This window comes from Flavobacterium qiangtangense, assembly GCF_042658345.1.
GTDB classification, from domain to species: domain Bacteria; phylum Bacteroidota; class Bacteroidia; order Flavobacteriales; family Flavobacteriaceae; genus Flavobacterium; species Flavobacterium qiangtangense.
The window spans coordinates 1-21,087 of the sequence record NZ_JBHSQB010000004.1 but is presented as its reverse complement, the minus strand read 5'-3'; the positions used below and the strand labels follow the sequence as shown (position 1 = coordinate 21,087).

24 protein-coding genes and 1 tRNA gene are annotated in these 21,087 nt (G+C 32.4%); 24 read left to right on the top strand and 1 reads right to left on the bottom strand.

Annotation, left to right across the window (positions count from 1 at the left end):
- Window positions 1-66: 66 nt before the first annotated feature.
- The 18 genes from ACFPVY_RS03180 (at window position 67) to ACFPVY_RS03095 (ending at window position 14,158) form a co-directional block, all read left to right on the top strand.
- Complete coding sequence (locus ACFPVY_RS03180) at window positions 67-702, top strand: peroxiredoxin (RefSeq protein WP_379790291.1); 636 nt, start codon at window positions 67-69, stop codon at window positions 700-702.
- An 84-nt stretch (window positions 703-786) separates the two neighbouring features.
- Entirely contained in the window at window positions 787-1,095 is a 309-nt protein-coding gene (locus ACFPVY_RS03175) for a thioredoxin family protein (protein ID WP_296148113.1), read from the top strand.
- A 73-nt stretch (window positions 1,096-1,168) separates the two neighbouring features.
- Entirely contained in the window at window positions 1,169-1,426 is a 258-nt protein-coding gene (locus tag ACFPVY_RS03170) for a DUF6952 family protein (RefSeq protein ID WP_296148115.1), read from the top strand.
- Window positions 1,427-1,576: 150 nt separating this feature from the next.
- A complete protein-coding gene (locus tag ACFPVY_RS03165; protein WP_379790290.1) occupies window positions 1,577-2,137 on the top strand; it encodes a helix-turn-helix domain-containing protein in 561 nt (186 codons plus the stop codon).
- 87 nt (window positions 2,138-2,224) lie between these two features.
- Window positions 2,225-2,962, top strand: coding sequence for a heavy-metal-associated domain-containing protein (locus ACFPVY_RS03160; protein ID WP_379790289.1), 738 nt, complete (start codon window positions 2,225-2,227; stop codon window positions 2,960-2,962).
- A 176-nt stretch (window positions 2,963-3,138) separates the two neighbouring features.
- Window positions 3,139-3,636: a thiol peroxidase gene (gene tpx, locus ACFPVY_RS03155; RefSeq protein WP_379790288.1), complete on the top strand. Its 498-nt coding sequence runs from the start codon at window positions 3,139-3,141 to the stop codon at window positions 3,634-3,636.
- A 10-nt stretch (window positions 3,637-3,646) separates the two neighbouring features.
- A complete protein-coding gene (locus ACFPVY_RS03150) occupies window positions 3,647-4,021 on the top strand; it encodes a diacylglycerol kinase family protein (protein ID WP_379790287.1) in 375 nt (124 codons plus the stop codon).
- Between the two features lie 39 nt (window positions 4,022-4,060).
- On the top strand, window positions 4,061-6,586 hold the full coding sequence (locus ACFPVY_RS03145; RefSeq protein ID WP_379790286.1) for a DNA translocase FtsK: 2,526 nt from the start codon (window positions 4,061-4,063) through the stop codon (window positions 6,584-6,586).
- A 1-nt stretch (window position 6,587) separates the two neighbouring features.
- Window positions 6,588-7,232, top strand: a complete 645-nt coding sequence (gene lolA1 / locus ACFPVY_RS03140; protein ID WP_379790285.1) for an outer membrane lipoprotein periplasmic chaperone LolA1 — start codon at window positions 6,588-6,590, stop codon at window positions 7,230-7,232.
- An 8-nt stretch (window positions 7,233-7,240) separates the two neighbouring features.
- Window positions 7,241-8,680, top strand: a complete 1,440-nt coding sequence (locus ACFPVY_RS03135; protein ID WP_379790284.1) for an LptF/LptG family permease — start codon at window positions 7,241-7,243, stop codon at window positions 8,678-8,680.
- Window positions 8,680-9,816, top strand: a complete 1,137-nt coding sequence (gene ribB, locus ACFPVY_RS03130; RefSeq protein WP_379790283.1) for a 3,4-dihydroxy-2-butanone-4-phosphate synthase — start codon at window positions 8,680-8,682, stop codon at window positions 9,814-9,816. Before ACFPVY_RS03135 ends, ribB begins: the two co-directional genes overlap by 1 nt.
- 157 nt (window positions 9,817-9,973) lie before the next feature.
- A tRNA-Ser gene (locus ACFPVY_RS03125) sits at window positions 9,974-10,058 on the top strand.
- Window positions 10,059-10,314: 256 nt separating this feature from the next.
- On the top strand, window positions 10,315-11,529 hold the full coding sequence (locus ACFPVY_RS03120; protein WP_379790282.1) for a site-specific integrase: 1,215 nt from the start codon (window positions 10,315-10,317) through the stop codon (window positions 11,527-11,529).
- Between the two features lie 63 nt (window positions 11,530-11,592).
- Window positions 11,593-12,573 carry a hypothetical protein gene (locus ACFPVY_RS03115; RefSeq protein ID WP_379790281.1) on the top strand — a complete coding sequence of 327 codons (981 nt, stop codon included), beginning with the start codon at window positions 11,593-11,595 and terminating at the stop codon, window positions 12,571-12,573.
- 84 nt (window positions 12,574-12,657) lie between these two features.
- A complete protein-coding gene (locus ACFPVY_RS03110) occupies window positions 12,658-12,957 on the top strand; it encodes a DNA-binding protein (protein WP_379790280.1) in 300 nt (99 codons plus the stop codon).
- 1 nt (window position 12,958) lies between these two features.
- On the top strand, window positions 12,959-13,321 hold the full coding sequence (locus ACFPVY_RS03105) for a hypothetical protein (protein WP_379790279.1): 363 nt from the start codon (window positions 12,959-12,961) through the stop codon (window positions 13,319-13,321).
- Window positions 13,322-13,640: 319 nt separating this feature from the next.
- Complete coding sequence (locus tag ACFPVY_RS03100; RefSeq protein WP_379790278.1) at window positions 13,641-13,835, top strand: hypothetical protein; 195 nt, start codon at window positions 13,641-13,643, stop codon at window positions 13,833-13,835.
- Window positions 13,836-13,978: 143 nt separating this feature from the next.
- Window positions 13,979-14,158: a hypothetical protein gene (locus tag ACFPVY_RS03095; protein ID WP_379790277.1), complete on the top strand. Its 180-nt coding sequence runs from the start codon at window positions 13,979-13,981 to the stop codon at window positions 14,156-14,158.
- Window positions 14,159-14,235: 77 nt separating this feature from the next.
- Here the strand turns inward: ACFPVY_RS03095 and ACFPVY_RS03090 are convergent, their stop codons facing one another.
- Complete coding sequence (locus tag ACFPVY_RS03090) at window positions 14,236-14,406, bottom strand: hypothetical protein (RefSeq protein WP_379790276.1); 171 nt, start codon at window positions 14,404-14,406, stop codon at window positions 14,236-14,238.
- 361 nt (window positions 14,407-14,767) lie between these two features.
- On the opposite strand from ACFPVY_RS03090, the gene ACFPVY_RS03085 reads away from it, so the two are divergent.
- From ACFPVY_RS03085 to ACFPVY_RS03060, 6 genes are all read left to right on the top strand, one after another.
- Window positions 14,768-14,890, top strand: a complete 123-nt coding sequence (locus tag ACFPVY_RS03085) for a hypothetical protein (protein WP_379790275.1) — start codon at window positions 14,768-14,770, stop codon at window positions 14,888-14,890.
- 168 nt (window positions 14,891-15,058) lie between these two features.
- On the top strand, window positions 15,059-15,937 hold the full coding sequence (locus ACFPVY_RS03080; RefSeq protein ID WP_379790274.1) for a hypothetical protein: 879 nt from the start codon (window positions 15,059-15,061) through the stop codon (window positions 15,935-15,937).
- A gap of 366 nt (window positions 15,938-16,303) precedes the next feature.
- Window positions 16,304-16,696 carry an SH3 domain-containing protein gene (locus ACFPVY_RS03075; protein ID WP_379790273.1) on the top strand — a complete coding sequence of 131 codons (393 nt, stop codon included), beginning with the start codon at window positions 16,304-16,306 and terminating at the stop codon, window positions 16,694-16,696.
- Window positions 16,697-16,968: 272 nt separating this feature from the next.
- The gene (locus ACFPVY_RS03070) at window positions 16,969-19,578 is read left to right on the top strand and encodes an NACHT domain-containing protein (RefSeq protein ID WP_379790272.1); all 2,610 of its coding nucleotides are present in this window, start codon (window positions 16,969-16,971) and stop codon (window positions 19,576-19,578) included.
- A gap of 174 nt (window positions 19,579-19,752) precedes the next feature.
- The gene (locus ACFPVY_RS03065) at window positions 19,753-20,244 is read left to right on the top strand and encodes a RusA family crossover junction endodeoxyribonuclease (protein WP_379790271.1); all 492 of its coding nucleotides are present in this window, start codon (window positions 19,753-19,755) and stop codon (window positions 20,242-20,244) included.
- Window positions 20,245-20,435: 191 nt separating this feature from the next.
- Window positions 20,436-20,924 (top strand): hypothetical protein, encoded by a 489-nt coding sequence (locus ACFPVY_RS03060; protein ID WP_379790270.1) that lies wholly within the window; start codon window positions 20,436-20,438, stop codon window positions 20,922-20,924.
- Window positions 20,925-21,087 lie beyond the last annotated feature (163 nt).

The window sequence follows — 21,087 nt, the reverse complement described above, 5'->3', positions numbered from 1 at the left end:
TATGCAAAAACACTTTCTATGTAGTAAGTTTGCATTAGAAAAAAATAACTTTTAAACCATATACTTATGTCATTAGTAGGAAAAAAATTCCCAAGCATCGCAGTTGACGCCATCTCTGAAATGGGAGACAATTTGAAAATCAACATTTTTGAAGAAGCAGTAAACAACAACAAAAAAGTGCTTTTGTTCTGGTATCCAAAAGATTTTACTTTTGTTTGCCCAACAGAATTACACGCTTTTCAAGCTGCTTTGCCAGAATTTGAAAAAAGAAACACAATCGTTATCGGAGCTTCTTGCGACACAAACGAAGTTCACTTTGCTTGGTTAAATACTCCAAAAAAAAATGGTGGAATTGAAGGTGTAACTTACCCAATCTTAGCAGATACAAACCGTAATCTTTCTAACATTCTTGGAATTTTAGACATCGATTCTACAGAATACAGCGAAGAAACAGATTCAGTAATCATCGAAGGTTCAAACGTGACTTTCAGAGCAACTTACTTGATTGACGAAACTGGAAAAATCTTCCACGAAAGCGTAAACGACATGCCATTAGGTAGAAACGTAGCAGAATACTTGAGATTAGTTGACGCTTACACGCACGTTCAAACTAAAGGTGAAGTTTGTCCAGCAAACTGGGAAGAAGGAAAAGACGCGATGGAAGCTACAAGAGAAGGTGTTGCTTCTTACTTGAATAACTAAATAATAAATTGATTGTTCGATTTTTCGACACTTCGAAGCTTCGAAAATCGAATTATCGAACAATCTTTTTTAAACAAAAAAACTATGTTAATCGATTTAAACGAAGATACATTACAAGATTTGGTGAATGCCAATGAAAAAGTAGTGGTTCAATATTCTGCATCTTGGTGTGGAAACTGCCGTATTATGAAGCCGAAATTTAAAAAATTGGCTACAGAAACAGAAAACGTAACCTTTGTTTTGGTTGACGCAGAAAATTCTCCAGAATCAAGAAAATTGGCCAACGTTTCAAACTTGCCAACTTTTGCGACTTTTGTACACGGAAAATTAGTGAACCAAACGCAAACAAACAAAGCAGAAGTTTTATCAGAATTGGTAAATGAAATAGCTTAAATTAAGATTGTTCGATTATTCGATTGTTGGATTTTCGAACCATCGAATAATCGGAAATCTAAAAATCTAAAAAATGAAATTACCCGTTATAAAACATCTGACTCAATTTATTGAGGAAAACGACCAAGATTATATCATTGAAACGATTGAGGTTTTGGAAGCTTTGACTGAAGTTCCGTCATTAAAAGATGAAGAGCTTGATGTTATTGGAGAATTGATTTCCAATATGTATGGCGCACTTGAAGTCAACAAAATGATTAAGGATGGAACTGATAAAAAAGAAGCGCTGAATAATTTTATGAAGCGAGTTCTTGGTTCTATTGACAAATAAATCCCCCTTTTTGCTTTATAAACGCTCTCGATTTCGAGGGCGTTTTTTGTTTTAAACAACAATCTTATATGTTTTTTTGCCTAATGTGGTAATTTATCCAAACATATAATGCATATAAGCTAATTTTGTAATAACAATTACTCAGAGAAAATGCACTTCTACATAAAAAATATGGTTTGCAACCGATGCAAAACTGCGGTTCAAAACGAGTTCGAGAAAATCGGGGTTCACCCTATTGCTGTAGAATTAGGCGAAGTGGAAACTGCTGAAGAAATTACGCAACAGCATTTATCCGAATTAGAAAATTCCTTGAAACATATTGGTTTTGAATTAATTGACGACAAAAAAAGCCGTTTGATTGAACAAATTAAAACCGAAATCATCCGCTTGGTGCATCATTCTGAGGAAATTGAAAACACAAATCTTTCTACTATTCTTTCGGATAAACTGCGTTATGAATACAACTATTTAAGCAATCTTTTCTCTGAAGTTGAAGGAACTACGATTGAAAAATATTTTATTTCCCAAAGAATTGAGAAAGTCAAAGAACTTTTGGTTTATGACGAATTATCTCTTTCAGAAATCGCAAACCAATTGGGTTACAGTAGCACGGCTTATTTATCGAGCCAATTCAAGAAGATCACCGGCCTCACTCCCACTTTTTACAAATCTTTGAAGGAAACCAAACGCAGAAATATCGACGAACTGTAAAAATTGATATTCTTTTCATAAATTTCATAATAGCGCTTTCGCGGAAGTGAGCGACCTTTGTATCATACAAAATCAACACTTAAAATTATGAAACATACCTATAAAATATCCGGAATGACTTGCGACGGATGCATTGCAAAAGTCTCTTTTTTACTAAAGAAAAATCCGGATGTAAAAAACGTGGATATTGATTTGGAACAAGGCGAAGCTTCCATTGAAATGGAAAAACATATTCTAACATCTGAATTGCAATCGGCTTTAAAAGACTATCCAAAATATCAACTTTCAGAAAAAAATGTGACGATGAATCACAATGTTTTTGAAACTGCGGAAGCTGAAAAAAGAACTTGGTTTCAGACTTATAAACCAATCGTTTTAATATTCTCATACATTTTAGCAATCTCTTTAATCGCTGGATTTTCCGAAGGTTTTTTCAATTACATGACTGGAATGCGAATCTTTATGGCGGGGTTTTTCCTGACTTTTTCTTTCTTTAAAATGTTAGATTTAAAAGGTTTTGCAGAAAGTTATGCGATGTATGATGTGGTGGCCCAAAAATTCAAAAGCTGGGGTTACATTTATGCCTTTTTAGAATTGGCTTTAGGTTTGGCTTTCGCCCTAAATTTTGAACCTTACTTAACAAATATTGTAACATTAATTGTAATGACTGTCAGTATCATCGGGGTTTTACAAAGTGTTTTGAACAAAAAGAAAATCCAATGCGCTTGTCTTGGAGCCGTTTTTAATCTTCCGATGAGCACTGTTACAATTATCGAAGACGGATTGATGATTTTGATGAGTTTGGCGATGTTAGTTTTGATGTAAATTTTTTAGCAAATTATTTTTTTAACCACGAATTCACGAATTTTTTCTCAAAAACTGAAAAAAAATTGGTGAATTCGTGGCTAATCTTTTTAAATCGAATATTAAAGAGTTTTTCAGTTTTCCTCAAATTCACAAATATATTTTTCATACTTTTGAAGCTTATAAAAAATTTAAAAATGGCAACAGTAACATTAGGAGGAAATCCAGTAAAAACAAGTGGTGAATTACCAAAAGTTGGTTCAAAAGCACCAGATTTCAAATTGGTAAATAAAGATTTGGGAGTAGTTTCTCTTTCTGATTTTGCAGGAAAAAGATTGGTTTTGAATATTTTCCCAAGTGTTGACACATCTACTTGCGCTTCTTCCGTTAGAAATTTCAACGCAAAAGCAAGTGAATTGCAAAATACAACTGTGCTATGTATTTCAAGAGATTTGCCTTTCGCTCAAAAACGTTTTTGTGGTGCTGAAGGTTTAGAAAACGTAGTAAATCTTTCTGATTTTAAAGACGGAAGCTTTGGAAAAGACTATGGTTTAGAAATTTCAGACAGCGCTTTAGCAGGTTTGCACTCAAGAGTCGTGATTGTTGTTGACGAAAACGGAAACGTGATTCACACAGAACAAGTGGGTGAAATTGCAAACGAGCCAAATTATGAAAGCGCTTTAGCCGTTCTATAATTATTTTTAAATGAAGACAGACCATTCATTTGTTACCGGAAGATTGAAAAGTTTTAAGTACGCCGTTCTTGGCGCATACAAACTTATCACGACCGAACACAGTATAATGGTGCAATTTTCACTCGGGATTTTAGTTACCATCGCTGGATTTTACTTCAATATTTCAAAAACCGAATGGCTGTTTCAAACAATGGCAATCGGTTTAGTTTTGAGTATCGAAGGATTAAACACCGCTGTTGAAAAAATCGCCGACTTCATTCATCCAAATTTTCACGATAAAATCGGCTTTATAAAAGATATTGCTGCCGGCGCTGTATTTTTCGCAGCGCTTGTCGCAATTGCAGTTGGCCTTATTATATATATTCCAATAATTCAGAAACTGTAAAAATTTTATTTATTTTTACACATAATCAGCACTAATTGAATGGCAAAAACGACTAAAAAAGAAACGGCAAGCAAGACAGATTCTCAACCAAAAGAGAAAAAACCATTGAAATTAACCAGACAGCACAAAGTAATTATTGGCGCTCTATTGGTGTTATTTTCAGTTGCGTTATTGCTAGCTTTTATTTCCTTTTTCATCTATGGACAATATGACCAAAGTGCTGTAGATTATTTGGCAGATAGAACGGTTTCAGTCCAAAATTGGCTAGGAAAATTTGGTGCTTATCTTGCTGATTTATTTTTGTACCAAGGCTTTGGAGTTGCTTCCTTTTTAATAGTACGATTATTTTTCTTGACCGGAATTTATCTGGTTTTAGATTTACCTGTAAGAAAATTAAAAAATACCTGGTTTTGGGATTTGTTTGCCATCATCATAATTTCTATTTTATTCGGATTCTTTGCTGATTTCTTGCCTGAATTAGGCGGTGTTATCGGTTTTGAAATGAACCTTTTTATCCAAGATTACTTAGGAAAAGTAGGAACTTTATTGGTATTAATTTTCGGATTAATTATCTATTTAATTTTTAAAATCAAAATTTCTCCTGACGGAATCAAGAATTATTTTGAAACTAAAAAGCGTGAAGCAGAAGAAAGAGCTTTGGCCGATTCAATCGCAGCGCCAGTTGCCGTTCAAGAAATTACAGAAGATTTACTGGAAGAAGATGAAGATGTTGTTCGAGCCAATTTAAGCAAGGATTTTTATGATGAAGACGAAGAAGAAATTGACGAACCAACGCTGAAACCGATTTCGCAATTTGAATTAAATAAAGAAGCGCTGAAACCAACGATTAGTAATTCTTCTTCAATTAAAATGGAACCGGTTATTAAAGCGCCAATCGCTCCGATCGTTCCACCGGTTACCTCCATTCCATTGGCGGTTCATCCTCACGTACCAGAAATTATTGAGACAAATGATGATGCTTTTGTCATTGAAAAATTTGCGGATGAAGATACTGTCGTAGAAAATCTTTCGGCTAAATTAGTTGCTGATTTTGGAGAATTTGACCCAACTTTAGATTTATCCAATTTCAAATTTCCTACTTTAGATTTATTGAAAGAATATTCTACCGGAGGAATCACGATCAACCAAGAAGAATTAGAAGAAAACAAAAACCGAATCGTAGAAACTTTACGAAATTATAAGATCGAAATTGCCCAAATCAAGGCAACTGTTGGTCCGTCGGTAACTTTATATGAAATTGTTCCTGAAGCGGGAATTAGAATTTCAAAAATCAAGAGCTTGGAAGATGATATTGCGTTGTCTCTTTCAGCTTTAGGAATTCGTATTATCGCGCCAATTCCTGGAAAAGGAACGATTGGTATTGAGGTTCCGAATAAAAATCCAACAATGGTTTCTATGAAATCGGTTATCGGTTCTGCAAAATTTCAAGAAGCAGAAATGGAACTTCCGATTGCTTTAGGGAAAACAATTTCGAACGAAACCTTTGTAGTCGATTTGGCTAAAATGCCTCACCTTTTGATGGCTGGAGCTACCGGTCAAGGAAAATCGGTTGGTTTAAATGCGGTTTTGACTTCTTTATTGTATAAAAAACATCCGGCGGAAGTAAAGTTTGTTTTGGTTGACCCAAAGAAAGTGGAATTGACACTTTTTAATAAAATCGAAAGACATTATTTGGCCAAACTTCCTGATACTGACGAAGCGATTATTACTGATAACGCAAAAGTAATCAACACATTAAACTCGCTTTGCGTGGAAATGGACAATCGTTATACTTTATTAAAAGACGCGATGGTTCGTAATATTAAAGAGTACAACGAAAAATTCAAGACTCGAAAATTAAATCCAGAGAACGGACACCGTTTTCTACCTTATATTGTATTGGTTGTCGATGAGTTTGCTGATTTGATTATGACCGCAGGAAAAGAAGTCGAGCTTCCCATTGCACGTTTGGCGCAGTTGGCGAGAGCGATTGGAATTCACTTGATTATCGCAACGCAAAGACCTTCGGTAAATGTAATTACAGGTATGATCAAGGCGAATTTCCCTGCGAGAATTGCTTTTAGGGTAACTTCAAAAATTGACTCTCGAACTATTTTAGACACTTCTGGAGCCGATCAATTGATTGGTCGAGGAGATTTACTTTATACGAATGGAAACGACGTGGTTCGTGTTCAGTGCGCTTTCGTGGATACGCCTGAAGTGGAAAAAATCACAGAATTCATTGGAAATCAGAAAGCATATCCAAATGCTTACTTGCTTCCAGAATATGTTGGAGAAGATAATGGCATTAAACTTGATGTAGATATTTCTGAAAGAGATTCTATGTTCAGGGAAGCTGCCGAAATTATTGTTAATGCACAGCAAGGTTCGGCATCCTTATTGCAACGTAAGTTGAAATTGGGTTACAACCGCGCTGGAAGATTGATTGATCAATTGGAAGCCGCCGGAATTGTTGGCCCATTTGAGGGAAGTAAAGCCAGAAGTGTGAACATTCCTGACTTGGTGTCTCTTGACCAATTTTTTAACAATGAGCAAAACAACTAAAATGAAAAGTTTTTTACAAATTATCGCAATTCTATTCTTAAGCTTCAATCTTCAAGCCCAAAACAGCCAAAAAGCAAAAGCATTACTGGACGAAGTTTCGGCAAAAGTAAAAAGCTACAGCAATATTTCGATTGATTTCAAATATTCAATGACCAATCAAAAAGAAAATTTGAATCAAGAAAGTAAAGGTTCAGTCGTAATGCAAGGAAACAAATATGTCCTTAATTTTATGGGCGTTACAAAGATTTATGACGGAAAAAAAATCTATAATATTGTTCCGGAAGACGAAGAAATTAGCATTTCTAAATTTGATGAAAGTAAAGATGATTCAGTAACTCCTTCAAAAATGCTTACTTTTTTCAATAGCGGTTACAAATATTCTTGGGATATTGTGCAAAACGTGAGAGGCAGAAAAATTCAGTATATCAAATTGGTTCCGTCAAACGCGAAAGACGATCGAAAAGAGATACTTTTAGGCATTGATGTCAACACAAAACACATCTATAATTTGATGGAAATGGGAAAAGATGGTTCAAAAACCACAATCACTGTTAATTCTTTTAAAACCAATCAGCCTTTATCAAAAAATCAATTTACCTTTGCGGAAAGTAAATACCCGAATTATTATATCAACAAATTAGATTAATTCAATAGGTGAAAATTCTTGACCGCTACATTCTAACTTCCTTTCTGCAAACTCTTGTAACAGTTTTTGTAATCTTATTTTTCATTTTTGTATTGCAAGCCGTTTGGGTTTTCATTGCAGAATTAGCCGGGAAAGATCTTGATATTCTGCTGATTGCAAAATTTCTTTTATTTTATTCACCAAAAATGATGCCGATGGTTTTACCGCTGTCGATTCTTTTGGCTTCAATCATGACTTTTGGAAGTTTTGCCGAAAACTATGAATTTGCAGCGATGAAATCTTCTGGAATTTCATTGCAACGAGCTATGAAAAGTTTGATTCTTTTTATTGCTTTATTGAGCGTTTTGGCATTTTTTTTTGCTAACAATGTGATTCCTGCTTCAGAATATAAATTTTTAAATCTCCGTAAAGATATTGTTCAAACTAAGCCAGCTATGGCGATTGCCGAAGGTCAATTCAGTGACATTGGTGAATATAATATTAAGGTAAACAAAAAATCTGGAGAAAAAGGTGAGAAACTAGAAGGAATTACAATTCACAAAAAAGCAGTTAACGGCACCGGAAACAATATTGTAATCAAGGCGAAAAACGGAATTTTGGTTAACAGTGAAGATTCTAGTTTGTTGCAAATGATTCTCTACAACGGAAATTATTATGAAAATATAATTCCGAAAAAATATGAAGAGCGAGCAAAAGTTCCTTTCATAAAAGCCTCTTTCAAAAAAGACATCATTAATATTGATTTGTCTAAATTAAATACTGCACAGGACGACGGCGAGATTGCCAATACCAATGCGATGCTAAATGTTAGTGAATTGACTTTTACGTTAGATTCACTCCACAAAAATTTCGACAAAGATTTGCTTTCATTTGCTGATAACGTTTATCAAAGAACAGGCATTACCAGTTTTCCTAAACCTACCGTTAAGAAAAAAGATTCCATTGTTCAGGATTTGATAAAATTAGTTCCAAGCGTTGAACAGTCAAAAGTTTTTGAAGTAGCGAATAGTAATGTATCTAGTTCAAAATTTTCGATTGATTCTGTGAAACTTGAGATGGAAGGAAAACAAAAAAACATCAACAACCACTGGCTGGCGCTTTATGAAAAATTTGTAATTGCTTTCGCCTGTATGCTTATGTTTTTTATCGGAGCACCACTCGGAGCCATCATCAGAAAAGGTGGTCTTGGACTTCCAATCGTGTTTGCCGTATTGATTTTTATCACTTTTCACTTTATCAATACTTTTGGAAAAAAAGTGGCTCAAGAAAACGGAATCCCTCCTTTTTTAGGATCTTGGATGTCGTCAATTATACTTTCGCCTTTCGCAGTATTACTAACTTATCGCGCCACAAACGATATCGGACTAATAAATATGGACGTAATTTTGACTCCGATCACCAAAGGATTTCAAAAATTATTTAAAAAGAAAAACAACACCCCTACATAATGTCAACACAAACTTTCACACAACTAAATACAATTGAAGAAGCAATTGAAGACATTCGCCAAGGAAAAGTAATCATCGTTGTTGATGATGAAGATCGTGAAAACGAAGGCGATTTTATTTCGGCTGCAGAAAAAGTAACTCCAGAAATGATCAACTTTATGGCCACTCACGGTCGTGGATTGATTTGCGCACCTTTAACGGAAGCGCGTTGCAAAGAATTGGAATTAAATTTAATGGTTACCAATAATACCGTTTTACACGAAACGCAATTTACCGTTTCTGTAGACTTAATTGGTCACGGATGTACAACCGGAATTTCTGTTCATGATCGTGCCAAAACCATTCAGTTTTTGGTTGACGACAATACAAAACCAGAAGATTTGGGACGTCCAGGACATATTTTCCCATTGCGTGCTAAACAAGGTGGAGTCTTGAGAAGAACTGGCCACACAGAAGCTTCCATTGACTTGGCAAGACTTGCTGGATTTAAACCTGCTGGAATTTTGGTAGAGATTTTGAACGAAGACGGATCGATGGCTCGCCTACCTCAACTGATGGAAGTGGCCAAAAAATTCGACTTGAAAATTGTTTCCATCGAAGATTTAGTTGCTTACAGAATGCAACACGATAGTTTGATCCAAAAAAAGGAGGATTTTGAAATCCAAACTCGTTTTGGAAATTTCAGATTGAGAGCTTACGTTCAAACGACGAATAAACAAGTTCATATTGCCTTAACAAAAGGAAGCTGGAATGCGGGAGATTCTGTTTTGACAAGAATCAATTCTACGCAAGTAAATAATGACATTTTAGGCACTTTGACAAGCAATGCTGACGACAAGCTTGAAAAAATGTTCAATCGAATTAACGAAGAAGGAAAAGGAGCAATTTTATTCATTAACCAAGAAGTTTTACCTTCAGAACTGTTGAACCGTGTTACCGAATTGAAATCTTTGCAAGAAAAAGGAGTTTCAAAAGCGCCACAAATTAAGATGGATGTAAAAGATTTTGGTATCGGAGCTCAAATTTTGCACGATATTGATATTACAAAAATCAGATTATTATCAAATTCAGAGCAAGAAAAACGTGTTGGAATGATTGGTTATGGCCTTGAAATTACTGAAAACGTTAGCTTCTAGAAAAAAAATAGAAAAATATTTTATTCCTAAATATAAGTAAATGAAATGATTAAAAATCATTCAGAAAAAAAGTTGCATTTTTAGGGATAAAATATTTTGATAATCAAAAAAGGGTGTTATATTTGCACTCGCAATCAGGTACTGAAAGCGACATATTGGAGAAATGGCAGAGCGGTCGAATGCGGCAGTCTTGAAAACTGTTGACTGTAACAGGTCCGGGGGTTCGAATCCCTCTTTCTCCGCTGAATAGAGTTTCAAAGGAAACTTTAAATATCAGAAACCCTTTAAACATCATAGTTTAAAGGGTTTTTTCATTTTATGAGTGTATCAAAGGACACATATTTTATCATACTTCAGTTACCCTATAGGTACACCTATTCAATTTCTGGAAAATAGGTGTACTAGATTTAAAATATCCCATGGGAATCCCATGAAAATCTTAGGGTTTACTTACGTTTTTTAGTCAGTTTGTTTATTAATAACTAAAACTAAAAAATTATGATCAAGATTAATTATTACCTCAAGACCGACAAGGTAAAATTGAATGGTGAGTCTCCTATCTTTGCCAAAGTTACCTTGGAAAACAAAGTAATATCATTTAGTACGGGCAAAAGTATTTCTCATGAGAGATGGACTCAGACCAACAGGTTAAATGGCTCACTAAAATTAGAAAAGGAAAGGATGCTTAGGTCAAGCCTTGACCTATTCAAAGATAAGATCGAAAAAGGCTACTATGGACTATACAGAATAAATGATAAAACCTCGCTGGAAGAATTAAAACAGGTTATCACTGGAAAGTCAGTTGACAACACAATTTTTCTTCTACCCCTTTTTGAAAAACACAATGTATTTTTCCAGTTAAAAGTTGAATCAAATGAAAGATCCAGCGCATCTCTTCAAAAATATCAACGTTCAAAAGACCTTATCGCTTCATTTATAAAGGCAAAATACGGTTTAAAAGACATTGACGTAGCAAAAATCAATAGTGCCTTTATATATAATCTCGAATCATTTCTAAAATATGAAAGTGAATTTAAGGGCAAAATTGGCATAAAAAATAATTCCGTTGTAAAATATTTTAAGAATTTTAAAACTGTTTTCAATCATGCAATCAAAATGGGAATGGTCGAAAAAAATCCATTTGACTGTTATACAGGAAAACTAAATATTCAAGAAGCTACGTTTCTTAGCCAAGCAGAATTAGATAAGATTGAAAATAAAGTATTTAAAGTCGAAAGACTGGAAAGGGTAAAAAATATATTTTTATTCAGTTGTTATACTGGATATGCGCCTATCGACGCCTGCAATCTTACTGAAGAAAATTTAATTGAGGATGGAAACAAAAATATGTGGATAAAGGCAAATCGCGCAAAGACCGGAACCAAAGCAAATGTACCCCTCCTGCCATCAAGTAAACGCATAATCGATAAATATTCAGGTCAACAGTGTGGATTGATCCCGAAACTGTCAAATCAAAAAATGAACGCTTATCTGAAGGAAATTGCAGATTTGTGTGGAATAAATAAGCATCTCACCTGGTATGTCTCCAGACACACTTTTGCGACAACCGTTACGCTTGGTAATGGAATTAAAATTGAAAATGTTTCGGCTATGATGGGACATTCAAGTATTAAACAAACCCAGCACTATGCAAAAGTTCTTGATACAAATATCATGGAAGACATGGGAAAGTTGATACTAAAATATAAATAGTATACTAACAATAACTGTTTTAAAATAATGGCTAACTTAGTTTAAATATCTAAAAGCTAAGTTATGCCGTTACCTAACACAATTTACCAAAACTTAAATGACTTCCTCAAGCCAAAAATAAATTTTTCAACTAAATTCAATGAATATATTTATAACGATAAATGGATTCTAGAAATCGATAAAGACTATTTTAATACAGCGGTCTACGATTTAATATCAGATGTGAATGACCATTTAATTCAGGGAAAAAACAACAGAAAATTTCTAATGGAAATTCTTCAAATAGCGGAATTAAAGTACCAATGGTTCAATGATCACTCCTTACGCGACCTGAAAACGATAAGCCACGTCAGGCCTACCATTCGAGAAGTTGATTACAATCTTCCTAGCAATCCAATTCCATTAAATTTTGGCATCGCAGACCTAATAGACAGTTCTGATGCATTTATAGAATATGAAAAAAAAAATTCCGACTTCACTCAACATATTGAATCATTTCAAAATATAACAAATAATTATGAAGACCCTTTAGACTTTGAGAAAACCAAAGTTCTATTTGCGTTGGCTCTTTTGTATAAATCTCTAAATAAAATTAATTGGTATATTGAGAGCTTGTTGATGGATTTAGAGTATCTAGATTTTTCAGATTTTGATTTTGAAGAAATTTTAGTAAAGCATGAAATTGCAGTTCTTAATACTAACGATAAAAATCATCAAAAATGCTTTACAAATTTATCTAAGACTGATGTCGCAAATTTATTTAATATACTAATGGAGGAAGACATAATTTTCATGGAGAAAAATGGCAGAAAAGATGAAATAGCGTTAAAAAAATTTATAGAAAAAAACTTTACTTATCGCGCTGAACCTGGCAATTATAAAGCTATCAATCGAATTAATAAAGAGTTTGGATATGTAACTCTTTCAGAGCACATAGAACGAACGCAATTACCGTTTTTAGAAGATATGATTGCTAAGCTAACTTCAAGAAAACTGAAAGTTGAACACCATATTGAAAGATATAAAAGATCAACTAAAAAATAAATCCCATGAAGATCCCATGAAATTACTTCAGATTTAAGGATTTTCTAAATTAATTTGTTTTCAGAAAATTTAAAATCGTACATCATGGACAATCACTTTGAAGAACTAAATATTCCGACGTTAGGGAGTATCAAAAAGCTATTAGATCCAATCTATTCTAGGTTAGATATAATTCAAGAAAACATAAACAAAGAAATTACAAAACCTAATAAGGGAAAATTTTATAGAAATAATGACTTAAAAAATCTATTTGGGCTATCAAGCAATACAATCATAAAGTACCGCGATACCGGTGTTCTGCCATATACTAGGTTAGGAGACATCTATCTTTATGAAATTGTAGTAATTGATAAGATTTTAATTAATAACGCTATTTCTCTCTAAGATGGAAACAAATAAACGAAAGGATCTTTTAACTGGAGAAGAATTTATCCCGAAAAAGGTAAGTCAACAATTTGCAACCCCTCAAAATCGAATCAAATTTTACAACAGAAAGGCTAGTCTTGAAAAACAAAAAAGAGCAATTTATGACAAACCATTATTAACAAATTATAGAATATTATTAGATATGATGGAAAATAAAACTTCCGTAATATACAAGAAGGATTTTATGCTGGGGAAAGGATTCGATTTTAGAATTTTTAATCACTTCATGCCTATTAGCGGAATTAACTACCCATCTATCAATGAATTTACACTAATAATAGAAAAAGATAACCCCGATATAAAAATAATTAAGAATGATTGATATAACTACAATTGACTGGGATAATAATTTCTCAGCCACTCCTGAAATAGTAATAGAGAATAAAAAACTAAAAGCTTCCAATTGGATACTATTTTCACTTACTATTATAGTTGTAATTGGTTGCTACATTTATGTAGATAATTTGAATAATAGTAAGTCGAAAAGCATTTATGAAAATTAATAACCGTTATTAAAAAAAATATTGGATATTTAAAAACATAAATAGAATTATAAATCGAACCAAAGAAAACAATGCTTTTTAACAGAGATCTTAAATAATGTATTTTAAAGGATTAGTATGCATAAAATTTGCCTTTCGTTGATGACAATCATTTTTTTAGCGTCATGCAAATATAAATTAGATAGCACTCAAAATTTTCAGGTTGAAAAATACAATTTAAAAGTTGAGTTGCCCAATGACTTTATTTCCGACAGTAAAGAGAAAACAAAAGCTTTTTACGAAGACGGCATAGACCCTATAATTTATCGTTCATTATGGTTTCCAAATATTTAATACAAATTTACCACTAAACAAAAACACCAACAACGTGACTTTTCAACATTTCTTGAATGATATTTACGAGACGATTTTAAAACGAAGAGCTGGTACGATAAATATGGTTTACTTATCTTCATGGAATCAAAACACTAATAAACATGAACACTCACATTCCGAACTTTAACGGATTTCCAACTGACAATTCATCCAGCACCAACTTCAAATACGACCTGATTGCATCCAAGATGATGACTAGAATACAAAACCGTCAGAGGCGTTTGGTTCCAGCTCCGAGCGTTGGAATTGTGTTCAGCATTAGTGGTGATTCTTGGACTTGAAGTTAGATGGATTTGGAAAAGGTTTTAAACTAAAAAAACAACCCGAAGATTGTCAATCACCAGCACATCTGGATATTTTATAATAAATTTAATTTTTCAAATAAAACCCTATTTCTTTCTTTAGAATCATTTAAGATTTTATCGAAACTTAAAACTTCAACATACATGTTGTAATTGTCATTAAAGAAAAAATATCCATCGCCACTAGCTAAAAGTTTATAACCACTATCTTTTGCATATCGTTTCATTTTTTTCGTTAAATCACATTTTATATATGCGTAAATGGGCATGTTCGCTCGTATGTCAAATTCTCTTTGGTTTTTATCTTTTACTTCACCTTCTATTATTTCTCTCGCATATCTATTAACCTGTGGAATAGGATTTTCGTCATCTCAATAATCATCTCGCATTGGTCTTTTAAACTCTATCAAAACAATTGAATCATAAGGCTTATTATCATTTGAAAACACAAATTGGAAAAAATGGTCGAATTGACCACCCAATTCCAGTTCAAATTGACCAGCTGATTCCAGTTGAAAGTGACCACCTAAAAAGCGACCGCTTTTTTCATGCTGTTAGCCCTTAAATTCGTTTAAAAAATGACGGATTATGGCCTATAAAGTAACAGACATGAGTAAAATTAGAAAAGTAATCAAGTTACATTGCAGTGGCAAGAGCAAGCTCTTTATCAGCAATTATCTCTCGCTTTCCAGAAATACCGTTAATGATTGAAAAGTTGGAGAAAGAAATTGGGGATTTACGGGGAGTTGAAAGACAATCATCTAAAATTAATAAATAAATTCTTCAGTTTGAATTGATTTTTTTTTAATGGTTACGGAAAACCGTAAAGATGGTGTTTTCAAAGAATATAATTTTGAATAAACTTTAAAATGTGTAATCATGAAAACAAAATTAGCATTCACTCTCTTCTTTGCTTCAATTTTACTAATGTCTTGCGAATCTTCTAAACTTAAAAACGACGCTGAAAAACAAACAAAAGAATTTTTTACCGCCTTAAAAAACGGAGACGAAAAGAAAATGGCTGAGTTATATAAAGACATTGCAAACTTCGACAGCTACTTCAAGTCTGACTCTGTAAAGATTAATTCGGTAAACATAAAGGATGAAGTTATCACGGTTTCCACTCACAACAGATTTATAAATGGTTTCGGAAAATTATCTGAAAAAGACATTTCTTTAATTTTTAAGAAAGATTCTATTGGACAGCTTAAATTATATGATTCCAAAGGTTTGACTGAATTTGACGAAAAAGATGAGTACATTTTTGGAGTCAAAGTTGGTTGCATAAACAAAAAAATCGACACAACTGACCAACAGATTTTTAAAGCTATTAAAAAGTCTAATATAGTAATGATAGACAAAGCACTCGACGTTTATCTTGACCTTAAAAGTGAAATTGCCGTAACAAACTGGAGTTGGGAATCTGGCTATGGTGGTTCTGCTTCCGGAAAAGCAATTGTAAAAAACAATTCAATATTTTCTGTTCCAAACTTAAAATACAAAATTACCTACAAAACAAGTTCAGGGGTTGAAGTAACTACAGATGACGGATATGTTAGTTATTATCCTTTGGATGCTGGTTCAAATAAATCATTTACTTTTTATACAAGCTACGCCGGTAACGCTTCAAGAGCATCCATTGAACTAATTTTTGAAGAAGATTTGATATTTAAATACTTAGCAAAAAAAACTTGGACAGGAAATGAATGTGAAGAATATTTTAAAGAAAATCCAGACAAGCTAAAAGAACTTAAATAAGAATTTAAAAAAAGAAATGGAAAGTAAAAATGTTTAGTCCTATTACGGAAAACCGTAATTTATGTGTTTTATAAAAGTTTAGGTTTGCTCCAATCTTTACCGGTAATCTAAAAAATATAGGAAAAGTTTTAAATTTCAGAATTATTTCTATATTTACCGCTCCAAAACCACCCTAAGCGCTGATTGCCCAGTTAAAAATTAACCAATTAATTTTTCAGATATGGCGAGAGCTTACTTATTATTCGTTTTTTTGTTTTCGTTGTCATTAGCCGCTCAAGAATCTAAGCTGATCGCTTCTAGCTGTCACGCTGATGGAAGGCGTTGTACTGGGAGCTCCTATTGTACTGCATGCTCAAACTGTAGCGGATGCGCACATTGCAACTCCGGAGGAAGTTGCGGGGTTTGTTCAAGTTACTCTGCTCCAAAAACCGTCTACTCAAAACCCGCAAAAAAAATAAAGTTTCCACTGCTAAAAGCAAATCTCTTTACTCAAATTCCAGAAAACCTGTTGCAAAAAAATCGTCATCGGTGACATCAACACGTTTCTATACAGCACCGAAAGCAGAAGTTAGTGCAACCGTCTACGTGATATCGGAAATATTAAATTTAAGGGAAGGTCCAGGGACCGAATATGCTGTCATTGAAACTCTTGACAAAGGAGATGAAATGGTGATTTTGGGCCACGATGGTGACTGGGTTCAAGTTATTGTTGACGTCTCTAAAAATGTCGGTTATGTTAAAGCGATTTTTGTAAAATAAATGATCTTTAATGCATTTCAACTTACGAATTTGAAAATTATTAGCTGAATAGGAAGTGTCGGATTGAACAACACTATTGTGAGTGGAATTTTAATTATATCTGGATTGATTATGGGTTGTGCGAATAAAGGTTATAACGAGAGAAAATAATTTAAATAAATTCATCATACCAAGCCATCCAATTGGACTGATACGTATGGTTTAATAGTACCAATCGATAAGTTAGCAATTATATTGAGAGTAGACCCAACAAATATTAAACTTAAAATAATATGGAAATAAAATTAGACGGTTCTAAATTGAATTTTAGAGTAAATTATCAAAAAGTTTTTCAGAATCTATTTGACTTCAACTTGGGCTCAACAGTTACCGAAATAATAAACATTGATTCAACAAAAGAATCTGCAGCTTTTGCATTACTATTTAATGTTGCACATAAAACTAACATAACATTATCAAAAGAATTAGATCAAGAAAAAATAAATAAAACACAAAACTTGGTTGATATTTATAGTGAAGTTGAGAGTGAATTACTGCTGTTCCTAAACGAGAGAGTGTTATTGAATAAAGATTTCTTTGACAATATTATTCAATTCAATCCCGGGTATCTTACCAAATCGTATAATCTTTTCACAAAATATCTTACATTAATCGAAATTGAAATCCCTGCGAATTATAACTATTTGTATTACGTCGCCTTTAGAAAAAATCTTTTGGAGGAATACAGTGATTTGAAAGAAAAATATAATATTTTGGCTGATTTTTTTGACAATCCTGTTTCCGATGCAAACGATTCATTCAATAAACTAATTTCTCATTATGAGGATATTGAAAAAAATTTTACTTCTAAACTTCAATCCGGTGTTGAAGAGTCCAGCGAAACTTTAAAAGATCTTTATGTTGCCCCCTTTTTTAAAATTCACAACAAAAATTTTAAACAAGAATGTTCTCATGATTTTGATGCCCTTGAAGAAGAAACTGATATAAATATTTTTTTAAATAATTTCGTACTGAAAAACGAATTGCCAAAAAGTCTACGAGAAAATTATAATATGATATTTATCCTCGGTCAACCTGGACAAGGCAAAACCTCATTGTGCTACAAACTAATTTTTGATATATTAAACAAAAAAAATGGCCTACCAGAAATTCCATTTTTTTTTATAAAAATAAGAGATTTGCATGCAAAGGACTTTGTCAACGATACATTTATAACAATAAATAAAGCAATTCAACAGAAGATTGACTTTAATGTTGATAAGTGCTTGCTTATATTAGATGGACTTGACGAAGCGTATATGAGTGGTGGATTAACTGATAATGATTTAAAAAATCTGTATGAACGTTTAAATAAGACTTCGAGACATAATAAAAATTTGAAGATAATCCTTACATCAAGACTAAACTATCTTAATGCGAATGACCCAAGTATAGAGGGAAGTTTAGTTTTGAAAATTGATATACTCGATAAAACTCAGATAAAAGAATATTTGAAAAAATTTAAAAAATTCTATCCGCAAAATATATTAGTAGAGCGTGTAGATGAAATTTTAGAAGATAAAAGATACGAGCATATTGGAGAACTATTACAACAGCCAGTTCTTATGTATTTTATTGCTCTAACAAACATCGATATTGAAGAAAACGATTCAAAAGCAAAAATTTATAATAAAATTTTCGATTCTCTAGCAAAAAGAAGTTGGGATAAAAATGGACAGTTAAGTCACATAAAAACTGAACTACGATCTAACCATGAGAAATATAGTAAATATCTAAGACAATATATCAGAAGCTTGGCATTTGAAATCTATCAATCTCCATATTTGCACATTACCTTGAATAAATTAATTTCGTTGGATTCTACACAAGAATTCATTAAAAAATGTTTCAACGAAAGTATTGCAAGTGACACTGAAGCAATTAAAGACGTTAGCAAATATCTATTGGTGAGTTTTTATTTCCAAGCGTCGCATAAAAGTCAAGATGGTGATGCAGCAATAGAGTTTTTTCATAATTCTTTATGGGAATATTTAACTGCCGAATTTATGTGGGAAGAAAATAAGCGTATTATTTTAACCAAGGAAGAAGATGGCGATTTTTTGCCGGTAAGAATAGAAGAATATTTTGACACACTAAGCAAACTTGTAGGAAATAAAGAATTTAAATCTGAGGTCAGACGTAATTTAGAGAACATAATATCAATAGAAAATTCTAAAACGAAAATTGACATCTTTAGTCAAACTAAGGATGTATTTTACAAGTTACTACAGAGAGAAATGCTATTATCATACGACTGGAAAGTTGAAAAACTGAGTATTAAGGAAAAAATTCATAACATATTTGAACTAGCTTGGACGCTATTCTATTGGAATAACGATAGTTCTGAAAATCGCATAGAAACAAACTCAGAATTTAACGAGTTTTTTTTCGATTCAAGGTCAAGCTTTTATTTTAGTTACACTATAAAAAATATAAATTTTTATGGATCTTATTTCCACGAACAATATTTGACACAATGTTTTGTTCAAAATGTGGATTTTGACTATGAAGGAATTATCGAAAATTTCAACCTCCATTCTTGTATACTTAATAACGTTAAACTCATAAATTATTATGAAGTCCACAGAGTAACAAATAATAATTTTGAAAATGTAACTTTAGATCGAATAACATTTTCAAACGATTTTGAAATTAAAGGAAATATTTTTAAGGATGTAAAAATTCTTCATAGTCAGGTTCCCGAAAAAAATTGGTTAGAAAGAATTATTAAAAATAATACAGTCGATGAGGAATTTACCAAAAAGCATAAAATCACAATAAAAAATAGTACTGATGGAAATGGAAAAAAAACGGAAGTTTATTACATCGAGTTTAAAGAATAAGAAGAGTTGCTAATCGCCTGTAACCTCAATCGCGGAGTTTTCGGTAAAATGAAGTTTTATTTTCACGAAGAAATTATATCTTAGCAGAGAGAGCTCAGTTCGCTTGGATCCGCGACTGCGCAAAGCGGCAGAGCGTTATAAGTAAGTTTAATACGAATTTGCAAAATATTTAATATGGAAAATAAAGACAAAATCTTTCGTAAGAATCCAAAACTAGATCATTTACTTGGATATTTTGGCGATATGCAAGTTCCAACAAAGCAAGAAACTTATCAACCAACTGATGTAATAGAAATGGATAAAAATGGTGTGGAAACAATATTGAGAAATTTTTATGTTAAGCGACCAAATTCGCAATCTGTAAAGATTTTTAAAGATTATTTGCATTCTATTGCAAAGAAAGAATTCAATGATGAAAATATAATAAAAATGCCGAACGATGTCCAAGTTCACTTATCAATTTCAGTTTTAAAAGATAGGTATCATCAAGTTGAAGTTGATAATTTAGCTAAAACAGTACTTGACAGTTTGAAAACAATCGCTTTTGATGATGATTGTCAAGTTTCATCTTTGATTGTTGACAAACATATTATGGAAGTAAATAGTATTCTTATAGCAATTACCAAAATTACTGATGAAAGAAAAGGAATGCAATTTAGTTGGTAATAAAACATGCTTATAACAGCCACCACAACTGATTTAGTCATTTGGCTTAATGGAAAGTTAGTTTATAAATAAATTTGTTATACATATCCGGCTAATTTGGACTGGTATGTAAGAATTTGTAGTACATATTAATAAGTTGTGTGCAAGTTTAAAGATGTTTACGTTTATAAAAAATCTGAATAGAAATTTTTATGACAATTAATTGGGAAGAGATTAAATGGATATTTAAGCCTGATGGCGCATATCGAGATATTTACGTAGAAAACGTCAGTATTCAAGAGTGGAAAATATTGGTGGATTATTTAAATAATAATCATATCATTAAATTTGGTCCAACTGGAAAAAATAAAATCATAAATAAAATTGAAAAAAAATATGTTTGTGAATTATTAATTGATGAAGCTAAAGAATTAGAATGTCGAACAGCTTCCATACTTATAGAAAAAATAATTATAAACACACATTTTTTTTATGACAAAGAAATCGAATTCGACATTGATCCAATAGAAATTAATTCGGCAAATGCTTTTAAAAACATTATCAATTTTATGAATGATATAAGCAAAATTTTGGGTAGAAAGGTGATTTTAACAGGAGAATTTCCGCTTGTAGAAGTTGATTTTAAAAATGAAATTTTAAAAGCCTTAACTGAAAAAGAAGCTGAAAAGTTATGGAAATAAAGCTTTAAAAATTGAAAAAACCTACACACAACAGCGGTTCCTATGTAAAGCATCCGTAAGTTATCAACAACTTTGAATTAGGTTTATATGTAATTTTTTCTCGATTTCAATCTTCCGTAACAGGGCTTGTTGGTAAAATCGGCTGCTAACTTTTGTCTGCCGG